Annotated in this window: 20 protein-coding genes and 1 tRNA gene; 8 read left to right on the forward strand and 13 right to left on the reverse strand. The window is 66.5% G+C overall.

All coding sequences use genetic code 11. The annotated features are described in order from the left end of the window. The first annotated feature begins 7 nt into the window (after positions 1 to 7). Together OKW87_RS15220 and hslU are read left to right on the forward strand one after the other, a co-directional pair. The gene (locus tag OKW87_RS15220; RefSeq protein ID WP_265540756.1) at positions 8 to 970 is read left to right on the forward strand and encodes a cation diffusion facilitator family transporter; all 963 of its coding nucleotides are present in this window, start codon (positions 8 to 10) and stop codon (positions 968 to 970) included. A 58-nt stretch (positions 971 to 1,028) separates the two neighbouring features. Then, positions 1,029 to 2,324: an ATP-dependent protease ATPase subunit HslU gene (hslU, locus tag OKW87_RS15225; protein ID WP_265540757.1), complete on the forward strand. Its 1,296-nt coding sequence runs from the start codon at positions 1,029 to 1,031 to the stop codon at positions 2,322 to 2,324. 151 nt (positions 2,325 to 2,475) lie between these two features. Here hslU and OKW87_RS15230 read toward each other — a convergent pair whose 3' ends face one another. From OKW87_RS15230 to ypfJ, 7 genes are all read right to left on the reverse strand, one after another. Beyond that, a complete protein-coding gene (locus tag OKW87_RS15230) occupies positions 2,476 to 2,874 on the reverse strand; it encodes a DUF6491 family protein (protein ID WP_265540758.1) in 399 nt (132 codons plus the stop codon). Positions 2,875 to 2,876: 2 nt separating this feature from the next. Further along, entirely contained in the window at positions 2,877 to 3,278 is a 402-nt protein-coding gene (locus OKW87_RS15235; protein ID WP_265540759.1) for a hypothetical protein, read from the reverse strand. A 39-nt stretch (positions 3,279 to 3,317) separates the two neighbouring features. After that, entirely contained in the window at positions 3,318 to 4,052 is a 735-nt protein-coding gene (gene gloB, locus OKW87_RS15240; protein ID WP_265540760.1) for a hydroxyacylglutathione hydrolase, read from the reverse strand. Then, on the reverse strand, positions 4,052 to 4,468 hold the full coding sequence (locus OKW87_RS15245) for a VOC family protein (RefSeq protein ID WP_265540761.1): 417 nt from the start codon (positions 4,466 to 4,468) through the stop codon (positions 4,052 to 4,054). The genes gloB and OKW87_RS15245 overlap by 1 nt, the downstream gene beginning before the upstream one ends. A 174-nt stretch (positions 4,469 to 4,642) precedes the next feature. After that, positions 4,643 to 5,398, reverse strand: coding sequence for a tetratricopeptide repeat protein (locus OKW87_RS15250; RefSeq protein ID WP_265540762.1), 756 nt, complete (start codon positions 5,396 to 5,398; stop codon positions 4,643 to 4,645). Then, positions 5,377 to 6,123, reverse strand: a complete 747-nt coding sequence (locus OKW87_RS15255) for an alpha/beta fold hydrolase (protein WP_265540763.1) — start codon at positions 6,121 to 6,123, stop codon at positions 5,377 to 5,379. Before OKW87_RS15255 ends, OKW87_RS15250 begins: the two co-directional genes overlap by 22 nt. Positions 6,124 to 6,203: 80 nt before the next feature. Then, entirely contained in the window at positions 6,204 to 7,097 is an 894-nt protein-coding gene (gene ypfJ / locus OKW87_RS15260; protein WP_265540764.1) for a KPN_02809 family neutral zinc metallopeptidase, read from the reverse strand. Between the two features lie 107 nt (positions 7,098 to 7,204). Between ypfJ and OKW87_RS15265 the strand changes: the two genes are divergently transcribed. The 4 genes from OKW87_RS15265 (at position 7,205) to OKW87_RS15280 (ending at position 10,289) form a co-directional block, all read left to right on the forward strand. Then, entirely contained in the window at positions 7,205 to 7,990 is a 786-nt protein-coding gene (locus tag OKW87_RS15265; RefSeq protein ID WP_265540765.1) for a 3-hydroxybutyrate dehydrogenase, read from the forward strand. 26 nt (positions 7,991 to 8,016) lie between these two features. Next, positions 8,017 to 8,640, forward strand: coding sequence for a DUF4893 domain-containing protein (locus OKW87_RS15270; RefSeq protein WP_265540766.1), 624 nt, complete (start codon positions 8,017 to 8,019; stop codon positions 8,638 to 8,640). Between the two features lie 64 nt (positions 8,641 to 8,704). Continuing rightward, entirely contained in the window at positions 8,705 to 10,012 is a 1,308-nt protein-coding gene (locus OKW87_RS15275; protein WP_265540767.1) for an amidohydrolase, read from the forward strand. Positions 10,013 to 10,100: 88 nt separating this feature from the next. Continuing rightward, complete coding sequence (locus OKW87_RS15280; protein ID WP_265540768.1) at positions 10,101 to 10,289, forward strand: hypothetical protein; 189 nt, start codon at positions 10,101 to 10,103, stop codon at positions 10,287 to 10,289. Here OKW87_RS15280 and hslV read toward each other — a convergent pair. Continuing rightward, positions 10,279 to 10,836, reverse strand: a complete 558-nt coding sequence (hslV, locus tag OKW87_RS15285; RefSeq protein WP_265540769.1) for an ATP-dependent protease subunit HslV — start codon at positions 10,834 to 10,836, stop codon at positions 10,279 to 10,281. The genes OKW87_RS15280 and hslV overlap by 11 nt on opposite strands. A gap of 75 nt (positions 10,837 to 10,911) precedes the next feature. Here hslV and OKW87_RS15290 point away from each other — a divergent pair, with 75 nt between their 5' ends. Further along, a complete protein-coding gene (locus tag OKW87_RS15290; RefSeq protein ID WP_265540770.1) occupies positions 10,912 to 12,138 on the forward strand; it encodes a threonine synthase in 1,227 nt (408 codons plus the stop codon). A gap of 183 nt (positions 12,139 to 12,321) precedes the next feature. On the opposite strand, the gene OKW87_RS15295 is transcribed toward OKW87_RS15290, so the two are convergent. Genes OKW87_RS15295 through yajC form a run of 4 tightly spaced genes read right to left on the reverse strand, consistent with a single transcriptional unit; the run spans position 12,322 to position 15,632 of the window. Next, a complete protein-coding gene (locus tag OKW87_RS15295; protein WP_265540771.1) occupies positions 12,322 to 12,693 on the reverse strand; it encodes an Mth938-like domain-containing protein in 372 nt (123 codons plus the stop codon). 15 nt (positions 12,694 to 12,708) lie between these two features. Continuing rightward, a complete protein-coding gene (secF, locus tag OKW87_RS15300; RefSeq protein ID WP_265540772.1) occupies positions 12,709 to 13,677 on the reverse strand; it encodes a protein translocase subunit SecF in 969 nt (322 codons plus the stop codon). 9 nt (positions 13,678 to 13,686) lie between these two features. Beyond that, positions 13,687 to 15,282: a protein translocase subunit SecD gene (gene secD, locus OKW87_RS15305; protein ID WP_265544151.1), complete on the reverse strand. Its 1,596-nt coding sequence runs from the start codon at positions 15,280 to 15,282 to the stop codon at positions 13,687 to 13,689. Positions 15,283 to 15,287: 5 nt separating this feature from the next. Then, a complete protein-coding gene (gene yajC, locus OKW87_RS15310) occupies positions 15,288 to 15,632 on the reverse strand; it encodes a preprotein translocase subunit YajC (protein WP_265540773.1) in 345 nt (114 codons plus the stop codon). A 140-nt stretch (positions 15,633 to 15,772) separates the two neighbouring features. Between yajC and OKW87_RS15315 the strand changes: the two genes are divergently transcribed. After that, positions 15,773 to 15,849: transfer RNA gene (locus tag OKW87_RS15315), tRNA-Pro, on the forward strand. Between the two features lie 198 nt (positions 15,850 to 16,047). Here OKW87_RS15315 and OKW87_RS15320 read toward each other — a convergent pair. Further along, the gene (locus tag OKW87_RS15320; protein ID WP_265540774.1) at positions 16,048 to 16,458 is read right to left on the reverse strand and encodes a hypothetical protein; all 411 of its coding nucleotides are present in this window, start codon (positions 16,456 to 16,458) and stop codon (positions 16,048 to 16,050) included. Positions 16,459 to 16,498: the final 40 nt, after the last annotated feature.

The following is a 16,498-nucleotide window of genomic DNA, read 5'->3' on the forward strand; positions in this document are numbered from 1 at the left end:
ACGCGGCGTGGCGACCTGCCCGGCGTCAGGCTGGCGCGCCGATCTTGTACTATATGCCGCGCTTGCGGCGAACCTTGGAATCGCCGTCGCCAAATTCGTGGCGGCGGCGATTTCCGGTTCATCGTCGATGCTCACCGAGGGTGTCCACAGTCTGGTCGACAGCGGCAATCAGGGTCTCCTCCTCTACGGCCAGCACCGCGCGAAGCGCCCGCCCGACGCCGAGCATCCCTTCGGTTATGGCCGCGAACTCTATTTCTGGGCGTTCGTCGTCGCGATCCTGATCTTCGGACTGGGCGCAGGAGTTTCTATCTACGAGGGCTGGAAGCATATCGCCGAACCGGAGGCCTTGCGCGACCCGCTGATCAACTATGTCGTGCTCGCCGTGGCGATGGCGCTCGAGGGCACGTCGTGGACGATCGCGCTGCGCGAATTCGCGTCGGCCAAGGGCGAAATGGGCTGGTGGCAGGCTGTCCGCGAATCGAAGGATCCGGCGACCTTCATCGTCCTGTTCGAAGATTCGGCGGCGCTGGCCGGACTGCTGGTGGCCGGCGCCGGGATCTGGGCGAGCCATGCCTGGGGCGATCCACGGATCGACGGCGCTGCCTCGATCCTGATCGGACTGATCCTGTCCGGCGTGGCGATGCTGCTGGCGCGCGAGGCCAAGGGGCTGCTGATCGGCGAGCGCGCGAACAAGGACGTGGTCGAACGCGTCCGCGCGACGCTCGCGCGACATGCGGGAGTGACGGCGGTCAATCATATCCGCACCGTCCACTCTTCGCCGGATCGGGTGTTCGTGGCGATCAGCGCCGATTTCGACGATGCGATGACGATGGGCGCGGGCGAGACGCTGATCGAGGAAATCGAGGCCGAGCTGAAGGCGCAGATGCCGATCCTCTCTTCGATCTACATCCGCCCCGAAAAGGCAGAGGATGCCGAGGGATCGATCCCCGCGCTGAGGCGCACGGCTTGAAGCCGGGGGTCCGGCGGCACATCTAGGTGGAAACCAAGATACGGAACCCATTCCCCACATGAACGAAGCCCTTACCCCCAAGGCGATCGTCGCCGCGCTCGACGCGCATATCATCGGCCAGAAGGACGCGAAGAAGGCCGTCGCGGTTGCGCTGCGCAACCGCTGGCGCCGCCAGCAGCTCCCGCTCGAGCTGCGCGACGAGGTCACCCCCAAGAACATATTGATGATCGGGCCCACCGGCTGCGGCAAGACCGAGATCAGTCGACGGCTGGCGAAGCTGGCCGACGCGCCGTTCGTGAAGGTGGAGGCCACCAAGTTCACCGAGGTCGGCTATGTCGGCCGCGATGTCGAGCAGATCGCGCGCGACCTGGTCGAGGAAGCGATCCGGCTCGAGAAGGACCGCCGCCGCGCCGCGGTGTCCGACAAGGCCGAGGAAGCGGCGATGGCGCGCCTGCTCGATGCGCTGACCGGCAAGGACAGCTCCACCGCCACTCGGGAAGCGTTCAAGCAGCGCTTCCACGACGGCGTGCTCGACGCGACCGAGATCGAGATCGAAGTCGAGCAGGCGCCCAACATGCCGTTCGAAATCCCCGGCGGCGCGCCGCAAATGATCAACCTGTCCGAGATGATGGGCAAGGCATTCGGCGGACCGCCCCTCAGGCGGCGCAAGCTCAACGTACGTGCGGCGTGGGACAAGCTCGTCGAGGAGGAGGCCGACAAAAGGCTCGATCAGGACGAGGTCAGCCGGGTCGCGCTCGCCAATGCCGAGGCGAACGGGATCGTCTTCCTCGACGAGATCGACAAGATCGCGGTGAGCGACGTGCGCGGCGGTTCGGTGAGCCGCGAGGGCGTCCAGCGCGATTTGCTGCCGCTGATCGAGGGCACGACGGTCGCGACCAAATATGGGCCGATGAAGACCGACCATATCCTGTTCATCGCCAGCGGCGCCTTCCACGTCGCCAAGCCGAGCGACCTGCTGCCCGAGCTGCAGGGGCGACTGCCGATCCGCGTCGAGCTCAAGGCGCTGACCGAGGAGGATTTCGTCGCGATCCTCTCCGATACCAAGGCGAGCCTGGTCCAGCAATATGCGGCCCTGCTCGGCACCGAAGGCGTGCAGATCGACTTTACGGAGGAGGGCATCCGCGCGGTGGCCAAGATCGCGGCCGAGGTGAATGCCGAGATCGAGAATATCGGCGCGCGGCGGCTGCAGACGGTGATGGAGAAACTACTCGAGGAAGTGAGCTTCGATGCCGAGGACCGTTCGGGATCCACCCTGGTAATCGACGCGGCCTATGTCGAGCAGCAGTTGCAGGCGATCGCGCGGAATACCGATTTGAGCCGGTACGTGCTGTAAGTCTCCCCTCCCTGGAAGGGAGGCCGGGGGGTGGGTTTATGAAAGGTCGGGCTCGATGCCCGGCCTTTTCTTTTCGCGGCATGCCGGGGAGGCTCGCCTCGCTCGCCACCCACCCCCAACTCCTCCCTTGCAGGGAGGGGAGTCAGGAGGGTCAGCGCGGCTTCTCGTAGGGGACGAACTTCGCGAGCCGGCAATAAGGCCCGGGAATGCGGTTGCCGGGGTCGATGGTGCGAAACAGGTCGTTGCGGCAGATCTGGCTGCCGTGGAGCTCGATCACGATCGTGTCATAGGGCGAAAGGCCGGGGCAGCTGGCCTCCAGCTTGTTGACATAGGTGCGGCGGCCGTCGCTGTAGAGGATCGTGCCTGCATCGATGATCCGGGGGCCGTTGGTGCCCTGCGCCGAGATGCAGTCCTGCGGCGCGCCGGCAACGCGGCCCTCCAGCGCCTCGGCGAGTTCGCGATCGGATCGCGCTCGCTGCGATGCCTGCATTTCGCCGCTCGCCGTGCAGCCGGCGAGCGCGAGGGTCGCCGTCAGGATTGCCAGCCGCAATGTCACTTTCCTTCCTTGGTGTAGGGAACGAAATTGCCAAGCGAGCAGCTGCCGGTGAGCATGCCGCCGGTCGCCGCCCGGGTCTGGACGAGGTCGCCGCTGCAGGCATCGCTGCCCAGGCTCTTGGTCACGACGATATCGCCGCGCGCGAGGCCGGCGCAGGTGCCGACGACATCGTTGCGCCAGATCCGGTTGCGGCCGGCCACGTAAAGGATGCTGTTGCCGAAGGAGCGGATCTGGTTGGCCTCGCCGCGGCGCAGGCAGCGTAACGGCGCGCCGGGAGTCAGGCCATCGAGCGAGCGCTCGACCTTGGCGCCCCTGCTATCGGGACTCCGTTGGTCGGTGGCGCCCGTGGTCGCAAAACCGGCAAGGAGCAGGAATGCGGCTACGGCAAAGCGAGTCATCGTCGTCTCCAACTTGCCCCGCCCGACGATATAGTCGCTTCAGCCGCGAAATGCATCCTTGGCGGCGCGGCGTTCGGCGAGAATCTCGACGCTGGCCGCGCGCAGGAACGGATTTGTCGCCAGTTCCTGCGCGATCGTGGTGGGGAGGGTGGCCTCGCCCCGCGCACGGGCGGCGTCGACCTCGATCATCCGATCGGCGATTGCGCCATTGTCCGGCTCGGCGACCAGCGCGTAGCGGCCGTTGGACTGGGTATATTCGTGCGCCGAATAGACGATCGTCTCGGGCGGAAGCGCGGCGAGGCGCTGCATGTTGGCGAACATCTGGTCCGCCGTCCCCTCGAACAGCCGGCCGCAGCCCATCGCGAACAAAGTGTCGCCGGGGAAGAGCAGCGCCTCCTCGGCGAAATGGAAGGCGATATGGCCGGCGGTGTGAGCCGGGACTTCGACCACCGTGGCGACATGCCCGCCCAGGTAGACCTCGTCGCCTTCGGCCACCGCGCGATCGAGCGTCGGTATGCGCGCAGCCTCGGCGGCGGGGGCGATCACCGTCGCGCCGGTCGCGGCCTTGATCGCCGCATTGCCGCCGGTGTGATCGGGGTGCCAGTGGGTGTTCCAGATCGCCGATATGGTCCAGCCGCGCGCTTGCGCCTCGGCGAGCACCGGCGCGGCTTCGGACGGATCGACGACCATCGTCGCGCCCGAGGTCGCATCATGCACCAGCCAGACATAATTGTCGCTGAGCGCCGGAATACGGACGACCTCGAGCCCGGCCATCACCAGACGCCCGTGTTCGGCATCGAGGCCCAGGGCTCGGCGGGCTCGAGCCGGCCGTCCTGGAGCAGTTCGACCGAGATATTGTCGGGGGTTCGCACGAACGCCATGTGGCCGTCGCGCGGAGGGCGGTTGATCGTCACGCCGGCGTCCATCAGCCGCTGGCAGGTCTCGTAGATATTGTCGACCCGGTAGGCGAGGTGCCCGAAATTGCGGCCGCCCGAATATTCCTCGGGGTCCCAATTATGGGTGAGCTCGACTTCGGCGCGGCCCTCTTCGCCGGGGACGGCGAGGAAGATCAGGCTGAAGCGGCCCTGCTCGTTATCGATGCGGCGGACCTGGCGGAGGCCGATCAGCTCGAAGAAGGCGACGGTTGCGTCCGGATCGGACACGCGGATCATGGTGTGGAGATATTGCATGGGGGAGAGATAGGGGCGGGGCGGGCCTCGCCGCAAGAGAGAGACCGGGCTCTACCGATATTCTTCGTCATCCCCGCGAAGGCGGGGATCCAGGGCCAAGCAGGACTGGCTGGGCAGAGTCATTCCTGGATCCCCGCCTTCGCGGGGATGACGGTGTAAGTTTGATACGTACCCTTACTTCTCCGTCGCGCCGAACTGCGCCAACGCCTTGCGCGCCGATTCGGCGGTCGGGCTGCCCGGCGCCAGCTCGATCGCGCGGTTCCAGGCAGTGCGGGCGCCGGCTTCGTCGGCGGCCGCGGCGGCGATGTTGCCGGCTTCGAGCTGGACCGAGGCGTCGTCGGGCGAGCGGCGGAGCGCCTCGTCGATATGCTTGCGCGCCAGTGCCGCATCGTTCTGGCGGCGGGCGAGGGTGGCGGACAGCAGCCAGGTGAGCGGATCGGCGGGGGCGCTCTGCGTCGCGCGATCCAGATCTGCGCGCGCGGCGTCGAGATCGTTGGCGGCAACCATCGCGCGGGCGCGATCGAGATGGACTTCGCCGAGTGCCAGGCCCTCCAGCGTGCCCGCGGCGAGCGCGGCGTCGAGCGCGGCGCGCGCCTTGGCGGCGTTGCCCGCGGCAAGCCAGGCATTGCCGGCCTGCGCCCAATAATTGGCGGCGCGGCGATCGCGGTTGAGCTCACCTTCGCGCGCGGCTTCCTCGAACGCGGCGGCGGCCGAATCCCAGCGGCGCTGGTTGGCATAGGCAACGCCCAGACACTGGCGGGCGAGCATGCCGCCGCCCTCCATGCTCCATCTGGAAGCGTTGGCCTGGCCGGCGCCCGGATCGCCGGTGGCGAGATCCATGCACTCGGCGAAGCGCGGCGGCTCCTGGCCCGGTGGGGGAGAAGCGGGCGCGGGCGCGGCCTGGAGGATCAGGAGGAGGGAGAAGAACATGCGGCCAGGACATCCTCGACGGCGCGGAGCAGGAGGGTGATGTCGCCCTCGCGCGAAAGGCGGTGATCGCCGTCCTTGATCAATATGGTCTGCACCGTATCTGAACGGATCAACTCGGCGAGCCGCGCCGCGCGCTCCCACGGCACTTCCTTGTCACGCTGGCCCTGGAGTAGGCGGACCGGGCCGTCGAAGGCGATCGGGCCGATCATCATCCGATTTGCCTCACCCGAGGACCAGAAGGCGCGGGTGGTGATCGTTGGCTGCTCGGAATAGTCGGAGCGTTCCTCGATCCGGCCGTGCTGAAGCAATTCGAGCTTCTGCGCCTGGGTGAAGCCCCAATCGGTGAAATCGGGCGCTGCGGCCACGCCGACCATACCGACGACGCGATCGGGCCGCGCCTTGGCGACCATCAGCATGATCCAGCCGCCCATCGACGAGCCGACAAGGACGACCGGGCCCTCGACCAGCATCTCGATAATCCGCAGCGCATCGTCGCGCCACAGCGGCAGCGTCTGGTCCTCGAATTCGCCCTGGCTGGCGCCGCAACCGGCATAGTCGAAGCGCAGGAAGGCCTGGCCGCGCGCCCGCGCCCAGGCCTCGAGCGCAAGCGCCTTGGTGCCGTTCATGTCGGACGCATAGCCGCACAGGAAGACGACGGTCGGGCCGCTGCCTTTGCTGTGGTGGTAAGCGAGGCTGGGGCGCTGCAGGTCGAGGGGTTCGGTCATGCGGGGGACTTAGCCAAGTGGGCCGGGTTCGTCAGCCTTTACCTTCTCCCCCACCCGCATGCGGGAGGGGGAGAAGGGGGTTACCGCGTCGCCGCGAAGGTGTTGCACACCGCAGGGTCGCCGCTTTCCAGGCCCTTGCGCAGCCACTCCATGCGCTGCGCCGAAGTCCCATGCGTAAAGCTGTCCGGCACGACTTCGCCCTGCGCCTGCTTCTGGAGGGTGTCGTCGCCGATCGCGTTGGCGGCGGTCATGCCTTCCTCGATGTCGCCGGGCTCGAGCCGATCGCGATTGTTGCCCGCCCAGACGCCGGCGAAGCAATCCGCCTGCAGCTCGAGCAGGACCGAGAGGCGATTGCCTTCGCTGCGCGAGGCGCGTGCCTGCGCCTGCGAGACTTCTTCGGAAGTGCCGAGCAGCTTCTGGATATGGTGGCCCACCTCGTGCGCGATCACATAGGCCTGGGCGAAATCGCCCTCGGCGCCGTAGCGCTGGCCGAGCTCGTCGAAGAAGGTGGTGTCGAGATAGATGCCGTCGTCGGCAGGGCAGTAGAAGGGCCCGACCGCGGACGAGGCCTGGCCGCAGCCCGATTGCACGCCGCGCTGGTAGAAGTTGATCGTCGGCGGCTGATAGGTCTGGCCCGAGCGCTTGAAGAGCGCGTCCCACGTCTGTTCGGTGCTGGTCATAACCTGGCAGGGGAAGCGCCGCTCCGCAGTGTTGCAGGCGGCCGCGCCGCTGGCGCCGGCGGTGGTCGAGGCGGGGCCGGTCGAGCTGCCGCCGGTGCTGCCGAGCATCCCGCCGCCGCCCGACATGGCGAAATAGATCAGGGCGACGATGCCGATCAGGACGATGCCGCCGCAGCCCATGCCGCGTCCGAGCAGCAAGGGCAGGAACCCGAGCAGGCCGAAACCGCCGCCACCGCCGCCGCCCGACCCGAGATCGCGGGCATGCTGGGTGGGATCTAGATCGTCGAGCCGCATGGAGTTCCCCTATCGTTCGTTGACCGCAACAATGCCCCAGTTGCCCAAGCGTTGCACGCGCCGTCGCGATCGGCCTAGAGGGACGCGGCATCACGAAAGGCATTCCCATGTTTCTGAAGGGCAAATCCGCGATCGTCACCGGCTCCACGTCGGGCATCGGGCTTGCGTTGGCAAAGGCGCTCGCGGCCGAGGGAGCGAGCGTGATGATCAACGGCTTCGGCGACGCGGACGCGATCGAAACGGAGCGAGTCGCGCTGCAGGCGGCGAGCGGCGCCAAGGCGCTGTACGACGGGGCCGACATGGCGAAGCCCGATCAGATCGCGGCGATGGTCGCGCGCGCGCAGGACGCGTTCGGCGGGGTCGATATCGCGATCAGCAATGCGGGCATCCAGCATGTCGCGCCGATCGAGGATTTCCCGGTCGAGAAATGGGACGCGATTCTGGCGATCAACCTGTCTTCCAGCTTCCATCTGATGCGCGCGGTGGTGCCGGGGATGAAGGCCAGGGGCTGGGGGCGGATCCTGACCACCGCCTCGGCGCACAGCCTGGTCGCGAGCCCCAACAAGGCGGCCTATGTCGCCGCCAAGCATGGCATCGCCGGGCTGACCAAGACGGTGGCGCTGGAGACCGCGCCGTTCGGCGTCACGGTCAATTGCATCTCGCCGGGCTATGTCTGGACGCCGCTGGTGGAGAACCAGATCCCCGACACGATGGCCGCGCGCGGGCTGACGCGCGAGCAGGTGATCAACGACGTGCTGCTCGCCGCCCAGCCGACCAAGCAGTTCGTGTTGCCCGAGCAGGTGGCGGCGCTGGCGCTGTTCCTGTGCCGCGACGAGGCCGCGTCGATCACCGGGGCAAACTATTCTATGGATGGGGGATGGACCGCGGCGTAAGACGCGGCCTGAGAGGAAGCCGAACCATGATGAGGACGCTGGCCGTCACGGCTGCGCTGATGCTGGGCCTGAGCGGCTGCAGCGTCTATCGCGAGGCGACATCGTCGCGCGCGCCCGCCGGGGTGCACTGGCAACAGGTCGCCACCACGGCCGATCGCGAGCGGATGCGCAACTGGCGCCGCGCCTGGGACCAGGCCCTGCCGCTCGCGCGCAAGGCCGATGCCAAGGCAATTGCCGCCGAGCCCCTGCTGTTCGATCCCGATCGCGCGCTGCCGGGCGCATCCCCGCCGCCGGGCAATTATCGCTGCCGCAGCTTCAAGCTGGGCGGAGTCGGCACCGCGATGCGGGACTTCACGGCCTATCCCTGGTTCGACTGCCGGATCGCCGACGAAGGCGAAGTGAAGAGCCTGCACAAGGTCACCGGATCGCAGCGGCCGACCGGGCTGATTTTCCCGCATAGCGAGACGCGGGTCGTGTTCCTGGGGACGCTGGTGCTCGGCGACGAACATGCGCCGCTGCGCTACGGGCTCGATGCGAACCGCGACATGATCGGCTATATCGAGCGGGTGGATGCGAAGCGCTGGCGGCTGGTGCTGCCGCGGCCGCGGTTCGAGTCGATGCTGGATGTGGTGGAGCTGGTACCGGCCTGACGCTGTGGTTTGACTTCGTCCCGGGCCTCCCCGACACTCGCGGCTTCATGATCCGGGACCTGCCATGCTCCGCACCTTGCTGCTCGCCACCGCGATGACGCTCGCCGCGCCCGCCTCCGCCGATCCGGTGCGCGACGCGACGCAGGCCGTAATGCCTGCGCTGATGGCGCATTATCGCGACTTTCACGCCAACCCCGAGCTGAGCCTGCGCGAAGTGAAGACCGCGGCAAAGCTCGCCGCCGAGGCGCGCAAGGCGGGCTTCGACGTAACCGAGAAGGTCGGCGGGACCGGGGTGGTCGCGGTGCTGAGGAACGGCGACGGGCCGGTGCTGCTGATTCGCGCCGATATGGACGGGCTGCCGGTGACCGAGGATACCGGGCTGCCCTACGCCTCCAAGGTCCGTGCCACCACCGACGAGGGGCGCGAGACCGGGGTGATGCACGCCTGCGGGCACGATACCCATATGGCGAGCTGGATCGGCACGCTGCGCAACCTGGCGGCGATGAAGGCGCAGTGGCGGGGCACGCTGGTGATGATCGCCCAGCCCGCCGAGGAGCGCGGCATGGGCGCGCGGATGATGCTGGAGGACGGGTTGTTCACTCGCTTTCCCAAGCCCGCCTTCGCGCTCGCTTTCCACGACAGCGCGACGCTGCCGGCCGGCGTGGTCGGGGTGCGATCGGGCTATGTCCTCGCCAATGTCGATTCGGTTGACATCAAGGTGAGCGGCGTCGGCGGGCACGGCGCCTATCCGCACACGACGCGCGATCCGATCGTGCTGGCGGCGCGCATCGTCACCACGCTGCAGACGCTGGTCTCGCGCGAGGTCGATCCGCAATCGCCGGCGGTGGTGACGGTGGGCAGCATCCAGGGCGGGTCGACGCACAATATCATCGGCAAGGAAGTTTCGATGCTGCTCACCGTGCGCAGCTATGCGCCCGAAGTGCGCAAGACTTTGCTCGACGGGATCGCGCGCATCGCGCGCGGCGAGGCGATCGCGGCGGGGATGCCCGAGGATCGGATGCCGGTCGTCACCGTGCGCAACGAAGGCACGCCGGCCACCTTCAACACCGATCCGCTGAGCGGACGGCTGACCGCTTTATGGACGACTCGCTTCGGCAAGGATCGCGTGGTGGAGACGCCGGCGGTGATGGGGGGCGAGGATTTCGGCCGTTATTATCTGGCCGACAAGTCGATCCAGAGCATGATCTTCTGGGTGGGCGGGGTGCCCAAGGACAAATGGGACGCGTCGGAAGGGGGCACGAAACCGCTGCCTTCGCTCCACAGTCCCTATTGGGCGCCCGACGCCGAAGCGGTGATCGGCACCGCTACCGAGGCGATGACCGCGGCGGCGCTGGACATCCTCCACAGATAAAGCGAAAATCCCGCGGCACTATCCCGATTGATCTGCGTTAGTGCCCCGTGTTCGTACCCGGAGAATATCTTTGTCGCAGGAGCGTATCGTGGCTGTCGGGCTTTTGAGTGCCCGCGACCTGGAGAGGCTCGGAAGTGGCTTCAGCCGGTGTTTCCCGGTTGCCGATGACGGCCAATTCGAGGATTTGTTGAAGGCGATCGACGCCGCGGATACGCAATCGTGCATTCGCGACGCGCGGGACGATATCCCGCCCCCTGCAATCCCCGCTACGGGCTGACGCTTTCCAGCACTTCGACGGTCAGCCGATCGTTCGTATAGACGCACAGCTCGCCGGCAATACCCATAGCCTTGCGCGCGATGGTTTCCGCGTCGGTTTCATATTCGACCAGCGCACGCGCCGCGGCGAGCGCGAAATTGCCGCCCGAGCCGATCGCGGCGACCCCGCCTTCGGGCTCCAGCACGTCCCCATTGCCGGTGACGACCAGCGTCACTTCCTTGTCGGCGACGATCAGCATCGCCTCGAGGTTGCGCAGGAACTTGTCGGTCCGCCAGTCCTTGGCAAGTTCGACCGCGGCGCGCAGCAGCTGGCCATGATGACGCTCCAGCTTGGCCTCGAGCCGTTCGAAGAGCGTGAAGGCGTCGGCGGTCGCGCCCGCGAAACCCGCGATCACCTTGCCGTCGCCGAGCGGGCGGACTTTCCGGGCGTTGGGCTTCATCACGGTGTTGCCCGCGGAGACCTGGCCGTCGCCGGCGATGACGACCTTGCCCGATTTGCGCACGGCGAGGATCGTCGTGCCGTGCCATGCATTGCTGTTTTCACTCATGCGGGCGCATATGGGGAGGGTGGGCGAGCGGTGCAAACCCGCTTATGCGCCGGGGCGACTCCGGGAGCCGCCAACATGCGCCATGACGACAATCTGACTACCGATCGCCCGACCTTCGTCAGCCATCTCGAATGCTCGATGACCGGCGAGCGCTACGAGGCCGACCGGCTCCACGGCCTGTCGCGCGTAGGGCGGCCCTTGCTGGTGCGCTATGACCTCGAAGGCGTGAAGGCGGCGCTGACGCCCGAGATATTGGCAAGCCGTCCGGCGGATCTGTGGAAATATCGCGAGCTGCTGCCGGTGCGGCACACCGCGAACATCGTCAGCCTGGGCGAAAGCGCGACGCCGATCGTGCCGCTCGAGAAGGAGCCCGGCAATGTCTGGGTGAAAGACGAGGGGCGGCTGCCGACCGGCTCCTTCAAGGCGCGCGGGCTGGTGATGGCGATCGCGATGGCCAAGGAACTGGGCGTCACCACGATCGCGATGCCGACCAACGGCAATGCCGGTGCGGCGGCGGCGGCCTATGCGTCGCGCGTGGGGATCGAGGCGATCATCTTCTGTCCCGACGACACCCCGGAGATCAACGTCCGCGAGATCGCGGCGCAGGGGGCTAGGGTCTACCGCGTCAACGGGCTGATCGACGATTGCGGCAAGATCGTCGCAATGGGCAAGGAAAAGCGCGGCTGGTTCGATCTGTCGACGCTCAAGGAGCCCTACCGGATCGAGGGCAAGAAGACGATGGGGCTCGAGCTGGCCGAGCAGTTCGGCTGGGAGCTGCCCGATGCGATCTTCTACCCCACTGGCGGCGGCACCGGGCTGATCGGCATGTGGAAGGCGTTCGACGAGATGGAGGCGCTCGGCTGGATCGGGGCCAAGCGCCCGCGCATGTATGCCGTGCAGGCCGAGGGCTGCGCGCCGATCGTCCGTGCGTTCGATGCAGGCGAGCGGCATGCGGTGCGCTGGGAGGACGCGCATACCGTCGCGGCCGGGATCCGGGTGCCGCAAGCGGTGGGCGATTTCCTGATCCTCGACGCAGTGCGCGCGAGCGGCGGGGCGGCGCTGGCGGTGAGCGATGCGGCGCTGACGCAGGCGGTGGACGATGCGGCACGGCGGGATGGCCTGCTGCTGTGCCCGGAGGGCGGGGCGACGCTGGCGGCGTATCGCGATGCGCTGGCGGCGGGGTTGGTGGACGCCGAGGAGCGGGTGCTGCTGTTCAACTGCGCTACCGGGTTGAAATATCCGTTGGCGGATGCCTCGCGCTGGCTCGATCGGCATGCGGAGATCGATTGGGACGCGCTCTGATTATATTCGCGGCGGGCAAGTCGTAACGCGTTGCGCAAGCTATAGCCGTCACCCCCGCGAAGGCGGGGGCCCATCTCCTTAGCGGGCCACGCGCTAAACAGCTGTTTCGTTTGATGCGTCTGCAGGCGATGGGCCCCCGCTTTGGCGGGGGTGACGTTAGTTCGAAGAGCCTGCACCCGATGCCTAGCCCAGCGGGTACAGCGCCCCGCCTACCCAGCGGAGCTCGGCGCGGAGCACGCCCCAGGCGCGCGCGGCGGCGCGGCTGTCCATTGCCTCCAGCCCGATGCCGCGCGCGCCCAGCGCCTTCGTGAGTGCCAGCGGCGGGCGGACCAGCGTGTCGCCGGTGCCGAGCAGGATGAATTCCGGCGGGGGGTCGAGCGCAAGCAGCGGCGCGAGGTCGGCTTCGCCAAGTTCGCCGATCGGCGACGGCGCCCAGCCGTCGGCGCGCTCGGGGCTGATCAGCAGCCCTTCATAGACATTCTCGTCCACCCGGAAGCCGCGCCCCGCAAAGCCGGAGATGACCGGCCCGTCGGCGCTGCGGCGTTCCATCTTCATTTGGCCAACTTCACGTCAGGGCTTCTCGCGCGACGTCACCCGCTCGCCCTCGGGGCCGCTCGCCACCTTGGTCACGAAGCTGTCGGGCTTGAGCCGCAGCCACAGCAGGATCGCCGCGGAGACATAGACCGACGAGAAGGTGCCGATGACGATGCCGAGCAGCATCGCCGCGGTGAAGCCGAAGATCACGTCCGGGCCGACCAGCAGCAGGATCGTCAGCACGATGCCGATCGAAAGGCTGGTGACGACGGTGCGCGACAGCGTTTCGTTGACCGACAGATCGAGCAACGCCTCGATGCTCATCTTGCGATATTTGCGCATATTCTCGCGGATGCGATCGTAGACGACGATCGTGTCGTTGAGCGAATAGCCGATGATCGTCAGGACCGCCGCGACGATGTTGAGGTCGAATTCGAGCTGGGTCAGCGCGAAGAAGCCGAGCGTCAGCGCGACATCGTGGAAGAGCGCGAACAAGGCGCCGACCGCGAACTGCCACTCGAAGCGGAACCAGATATAGACCGTGATGCCCAGCATCGCGAGCACCAGCGCGATCATGCCGGTGCGGAACAATTCGTTCGAGACCTTGCCCGATACGCTTTCGACGCCACCGACATGTGCGCCGGGGTATGAGCCTTCGATGGCGGTCCGGATCTTGGTCGCCGCCGCCTCGGCCGCCGTGTCTCCGCCCTCGGGCAGCGGCGTGCGGATACCGATCTCGGTGGGGCTGCCATATTCCTGGATCGTGACGTCCTCGAACCCCAGCGTCGCCATCTTGTCGCGGAGCTGGTCGATCGGCACGGCCTGGTCGAATTGGACGCGGACGCTCTGGCCCCCGATGAAATCGATCCCGAGATTGAAGCCGCGTAAGACGCACAGCAGGATCGCGGCGACGATCATCGCTACCGAAATAGCCATCGCGATCGTGCGGTACCGCAGGAACGGAATGTTGGTATTGTCGGGTACGAGTTTGAGCGGGAAGCGCATGATCCGGCCTTAAATGCTGATCGTCTTCGGACGGTTGCGCTTCAGCCAGTCGGCCACGAGCAGCCGGGTGAAGGTGACGCCGGTGAAGACCGAAGTGACGATGCCGATCGCGAGCACGACCGCGAAGCCGCGGATCGGGCCCGAGCCGAAGGTGAACATGATGACGGCCGAGATCACGTTGGTGATGTTCGCGTCGAAGATCGCGGTCGATGCTTCCTTGTAGCCGAATTGGACCGAGGCGAGCGCATTGCGGTTTCGCATGCGCTGCTCCTCGCGGATGCGCTCGTTGATGAGCACGTTGGCGTCCACCGCCGCGCCGATCGTCAGCACGAAACCGGCGATGCCGGGCAGCGTCAGCGCCGCCCCGAACAGCGCCATGATGCCCAGGATCATCACGGCGTTCACCAGCAGGGCCGCAGTCGTGTAGACGCCAAAACGGGCATAAGTGATCAGCATGAAGAAGATCAGCGCGCCGGTGCCGAGAACGCCGGCGAGTACGCCCTTGTTGATCGAATCCTGACCGAGTTCGGCCGAGACGGTGCGCTCTTCGACGACCTTCAGCGCGATCGGGAGCTTGCCCGAGCGCAGCGCGACCGCCAGCTCGTTGGCGCTCTTGACCGTGAAGCCGCCGTTGATCCGCGCGCTGCCACCGAGGATCGGCTCGTTGATACGCGGCGCGGAAATCACCGTATTGTCGACGATGATCGCGAAGGGCTTACCGCTATTTTCCTGCGTCACCTTGGCGAAGCGGCGCGAACCGACGCCGTCGAGCGTGAGCGTCACGCCGGGCGTGCCGTCCTGCGGATCATAATCCTGTCGTGCATCGACCAGCATGTCGCCGGTGATGATCGCCTGGCGAAAGACGGCGATCTGGCCGCCACCCTCGGCGTAGGGCAGGACCTGCGTGTCCGGCGGGATGTTGCCCGCCTGCAGCTGCTGCGGCGAGATGTCGTTGACCAGCTTGAACTCGAGCTTGGCAGTCGTGCCGAGCAGCTTCTTCAGCCCCTGGGGATCCTGGAGGCCGGGAACCTGGACGACGATGCGATTGTCGCCCTGGCGCACAACTGTCGGTTCCTTCGTGCCGAACTCGTTGATCCGCCGATCGACGACTTCGCGGGCATCGTCCATCGCGGTGTTGATCGCTTCCTCGAGCCCCGCCTGCGTCGGGCGCAGCACGAAGCGAGTCGAATCGACCACGGAAATGTCCCAGACGCGCTGGCCGGTGAGCCCCGCGCCGCTGCCGGCGACTTCGAGCAGCCGCTCGCGCGCAGCATCGACCTTGCTCGGATCGCGGACCATGAAGCTCAACTGGCCGCCCTGGACCGAAATGTCGCCAATCTCGACGCGCGGATCGCGGCGCATGACCGAGCGGACCTGCTCGCGCATCGAATCGAGGCGTGAGGCGGCGACGTCCTTGGTATCGGCCTCGAGCAGCAGATAGGAGCCGCCGGCCAGATCGAGGCCGAGGCTGACGACCGGCTGGGGAACCCAGCTCGGCCAGGTTTTCCGGATATTCTCGGGAACGAAGGTCGGGATCGCCAGCGCGAAGCAGGCGACGATCGTCAATATGACGGCCCAGACCTTCCAGCGGGGAAAATCGAGCAGCATCATCAGTCGTTCGCGGGCTTGCCGGTGCCCGACGGGCGAACCTCGGCGAGCGTCGCCTTGATCGCGCGGACCTTCACATTGGTGCCCAGCTCGATCTCGACCTCACCCTCGTCGACGCGCGTCACCTTGCCGATCAGCCCGCCCGCGGTGATCACGGTATCGCCCTTCTTCACGCCGCCGACGGCCGCCTGGAGTGCCTTCATCCGCTTTTGCTGCGGGCGGATCATCAGGAAGTAGAAGACGACGAAGATCAGGACGAGCGGCAGCAGCGACACGATCGCGCCTGCGGTGCTGCCGCTCTGTGCCGCGGTGCCTGCGGCTTGTGCATATGCTGGGGTGGCGAACATGGTTTTGGATGCCTGGATAGAGGGGCGCGGAGAGCGGCCCGTTCAAGCGGCGCGCGCTAACATGCGTCGGGCGGGGGTGCAACTATTGACGGCACGGCTTGCATCCGGCGCGCGACCGGCATAGAGGGCGCACCCTTGGTCGGGGCGTAGCGCAGCCTGGTAGCGCATCACACTGGGGGTGTGGGGGTCGCAGGTTCGAATCCTGTCGCCCCGACCAGAAAATCAGGCAATTTCAATAGGTTGGAAGGTCTTGCCGGCACCGTCGGTAGCGCTCTTTGCACCTGTCTAACGTATGCCTAACGCGGCGGGCGAGTCGCCATCCATGCAGCGATACTGCGTATTCGATGACGCCAGTCGCAAACGCTCTGGTGTTGGGGAAGCAAGATACGCATTCGTGCTCCTGCGGGGATGATTATCAGACGCGGACAGCACCCTGCTCAATGGCCAGGCACACCTTTTTCAGAAAAGCGTGAAGATCGTGCTCCAGAGTCTTGATCCTGTGGAAAGCGTCCATGAAGTCTCTCTCCACCCAAAGGCTCTTGGTCCCGTCCCTTTCGATCCTCAACACGGCGTTTGGGGCGTCTTCTGACCAGGCCCATTCGGAGTGCACGGCTACATTTCTCTCCCTAGCTCGTTTGTAGAGAGCAGCTTCAAGCAGTGACCACTCATCGTGGAGATCAGTGTTTTCAAGCAGACGTTTGAGAATGGTCTCTACGATCTTAATCCGAACCCTGATCGTCTCCACTTCACCCATGACACCATGGACGATCCAATCGGTATTGCCGCCGTAGCCGACCGTTGCCCCACCCACGATGGCTGAGATCATAGTCGCAAGCTCATTCTCAACTCTCGTCCAAGCCAGCGCA

The sequence above is a fragment of the Sphingomonas sp. M1-B02 genome, assembly GCF_026167525.1.
Taxonomy (GTDB): Bacteria; Pseudomonadota; Alphaproteobacteria; order Sphingomonadales; family Sphingomonadaceae; genus Sphingomonas.

Coding starts and splice junctions, on each gene's coding strand:
- hslU (WP_265540757.1), top strand. CDS start 1,029: ATGAACGAAGCCCTTACCCCCAAGGCGATCGTCGCCGCGCTCGACGCG.
- OKW87_RS15235 (WP_265540759.1), bottom strand. CDS start 3,278: ATGACTCGCTTTGCCGTAGCCGCATTCCTGCTCCTTGCCGGTTTTGCG.
- gloB (WP_265540760.1), bottom strand. CDS start 4,052: ATGGCCGGGCTCGAGGTCGTCCGTATTCCGGCGCTCAGCGACAATTAT.
- OKW87_RS15245 (WP_265540761.1), bottom strand. CDS start 4,468: ATGCAATATCTCCACACCATGATCCGCGTGTCCGATCCGGACGCAACC.
- OKW87_RS15250 (WP_265540762.1), bottom strand. CDS start 5,398: ATGTTCTTCTCCCTCCTCCTGATCCTCCAGGCCGCGCCCGCGCCCGCT.
- OKW87_RS15255 (WP_265540763.1), bottom strand. CDS start 6,123: ATGACCGAACCCCTCGACCTGCAGCGCCCCAGCCTCGCTTACCACCAC.
- ypfJ (WP_265540764.1), bottom strand. CDS start 7,097: ATGCGGCTCGACGATCTAGATCCCACCCAGCATGCCCGCGATCTCGGG.
- OKW87_RS15265 (WP_265540765.1), top strand. CDS start 7,205: ATGTTTCTGAAGGGCAAATCCGCGATCGTCACCGGCTCCACGTCGGGC.
- OKW87_RS15270 (WP_265540766.1), top strand. CDS start 8,017: ATGATGAGGACGCTGGCCGTCACGGCTGCGCTGATGCTGGGCCTGAGC.
- OKW87_RS15275 (WP_265540767.1), top strand. CDS start 8,705: ATGCTCCGCACCTTGCTGCTCGCCACCGCGATGACGCTCGCCGCGCCC.
- hslV (WP_265540769.1), bottom strand. CDS start 10,836: ATGAGTGAAAACAGCAATGCATGGCACGGCACGACGATCCTCGCCGTG.
- OKW87_RS15290 (WP_265540770.1), top strand. CDS start 10,912: ATGCGCCATGACGACAATCTGACTACCGATCGCCCGACCTTCGTCAGC.
- OKW87_RS15295 (WP_265540771.1), bottom strand. CDS start 12,693: ATGAAGATGGAACGCCGCAGCGCCGACGGGCCGGTCATCTCCGGCTTT.
- secF (WP_265540772.1), bottom strand. CDS start 13,677: ATGCGCTTCCCGCTCAAACTCGTACCCGACAATACCAACATTCCGTTC.
- yajC (WP_265540773.1), bottom strand. CDS start 15,632: ATGTTCGCCACCCCAGCATATGCACAAGCCGCAGGCACCGCGGCACAG.
- OKW87_RS15320 (WP_265540774.1), bottom strand. CDS start 16,458: ATGATCTCAGCCATCGTGGGTGGGGCAACGGTCGGCTACGGCGGCAAT.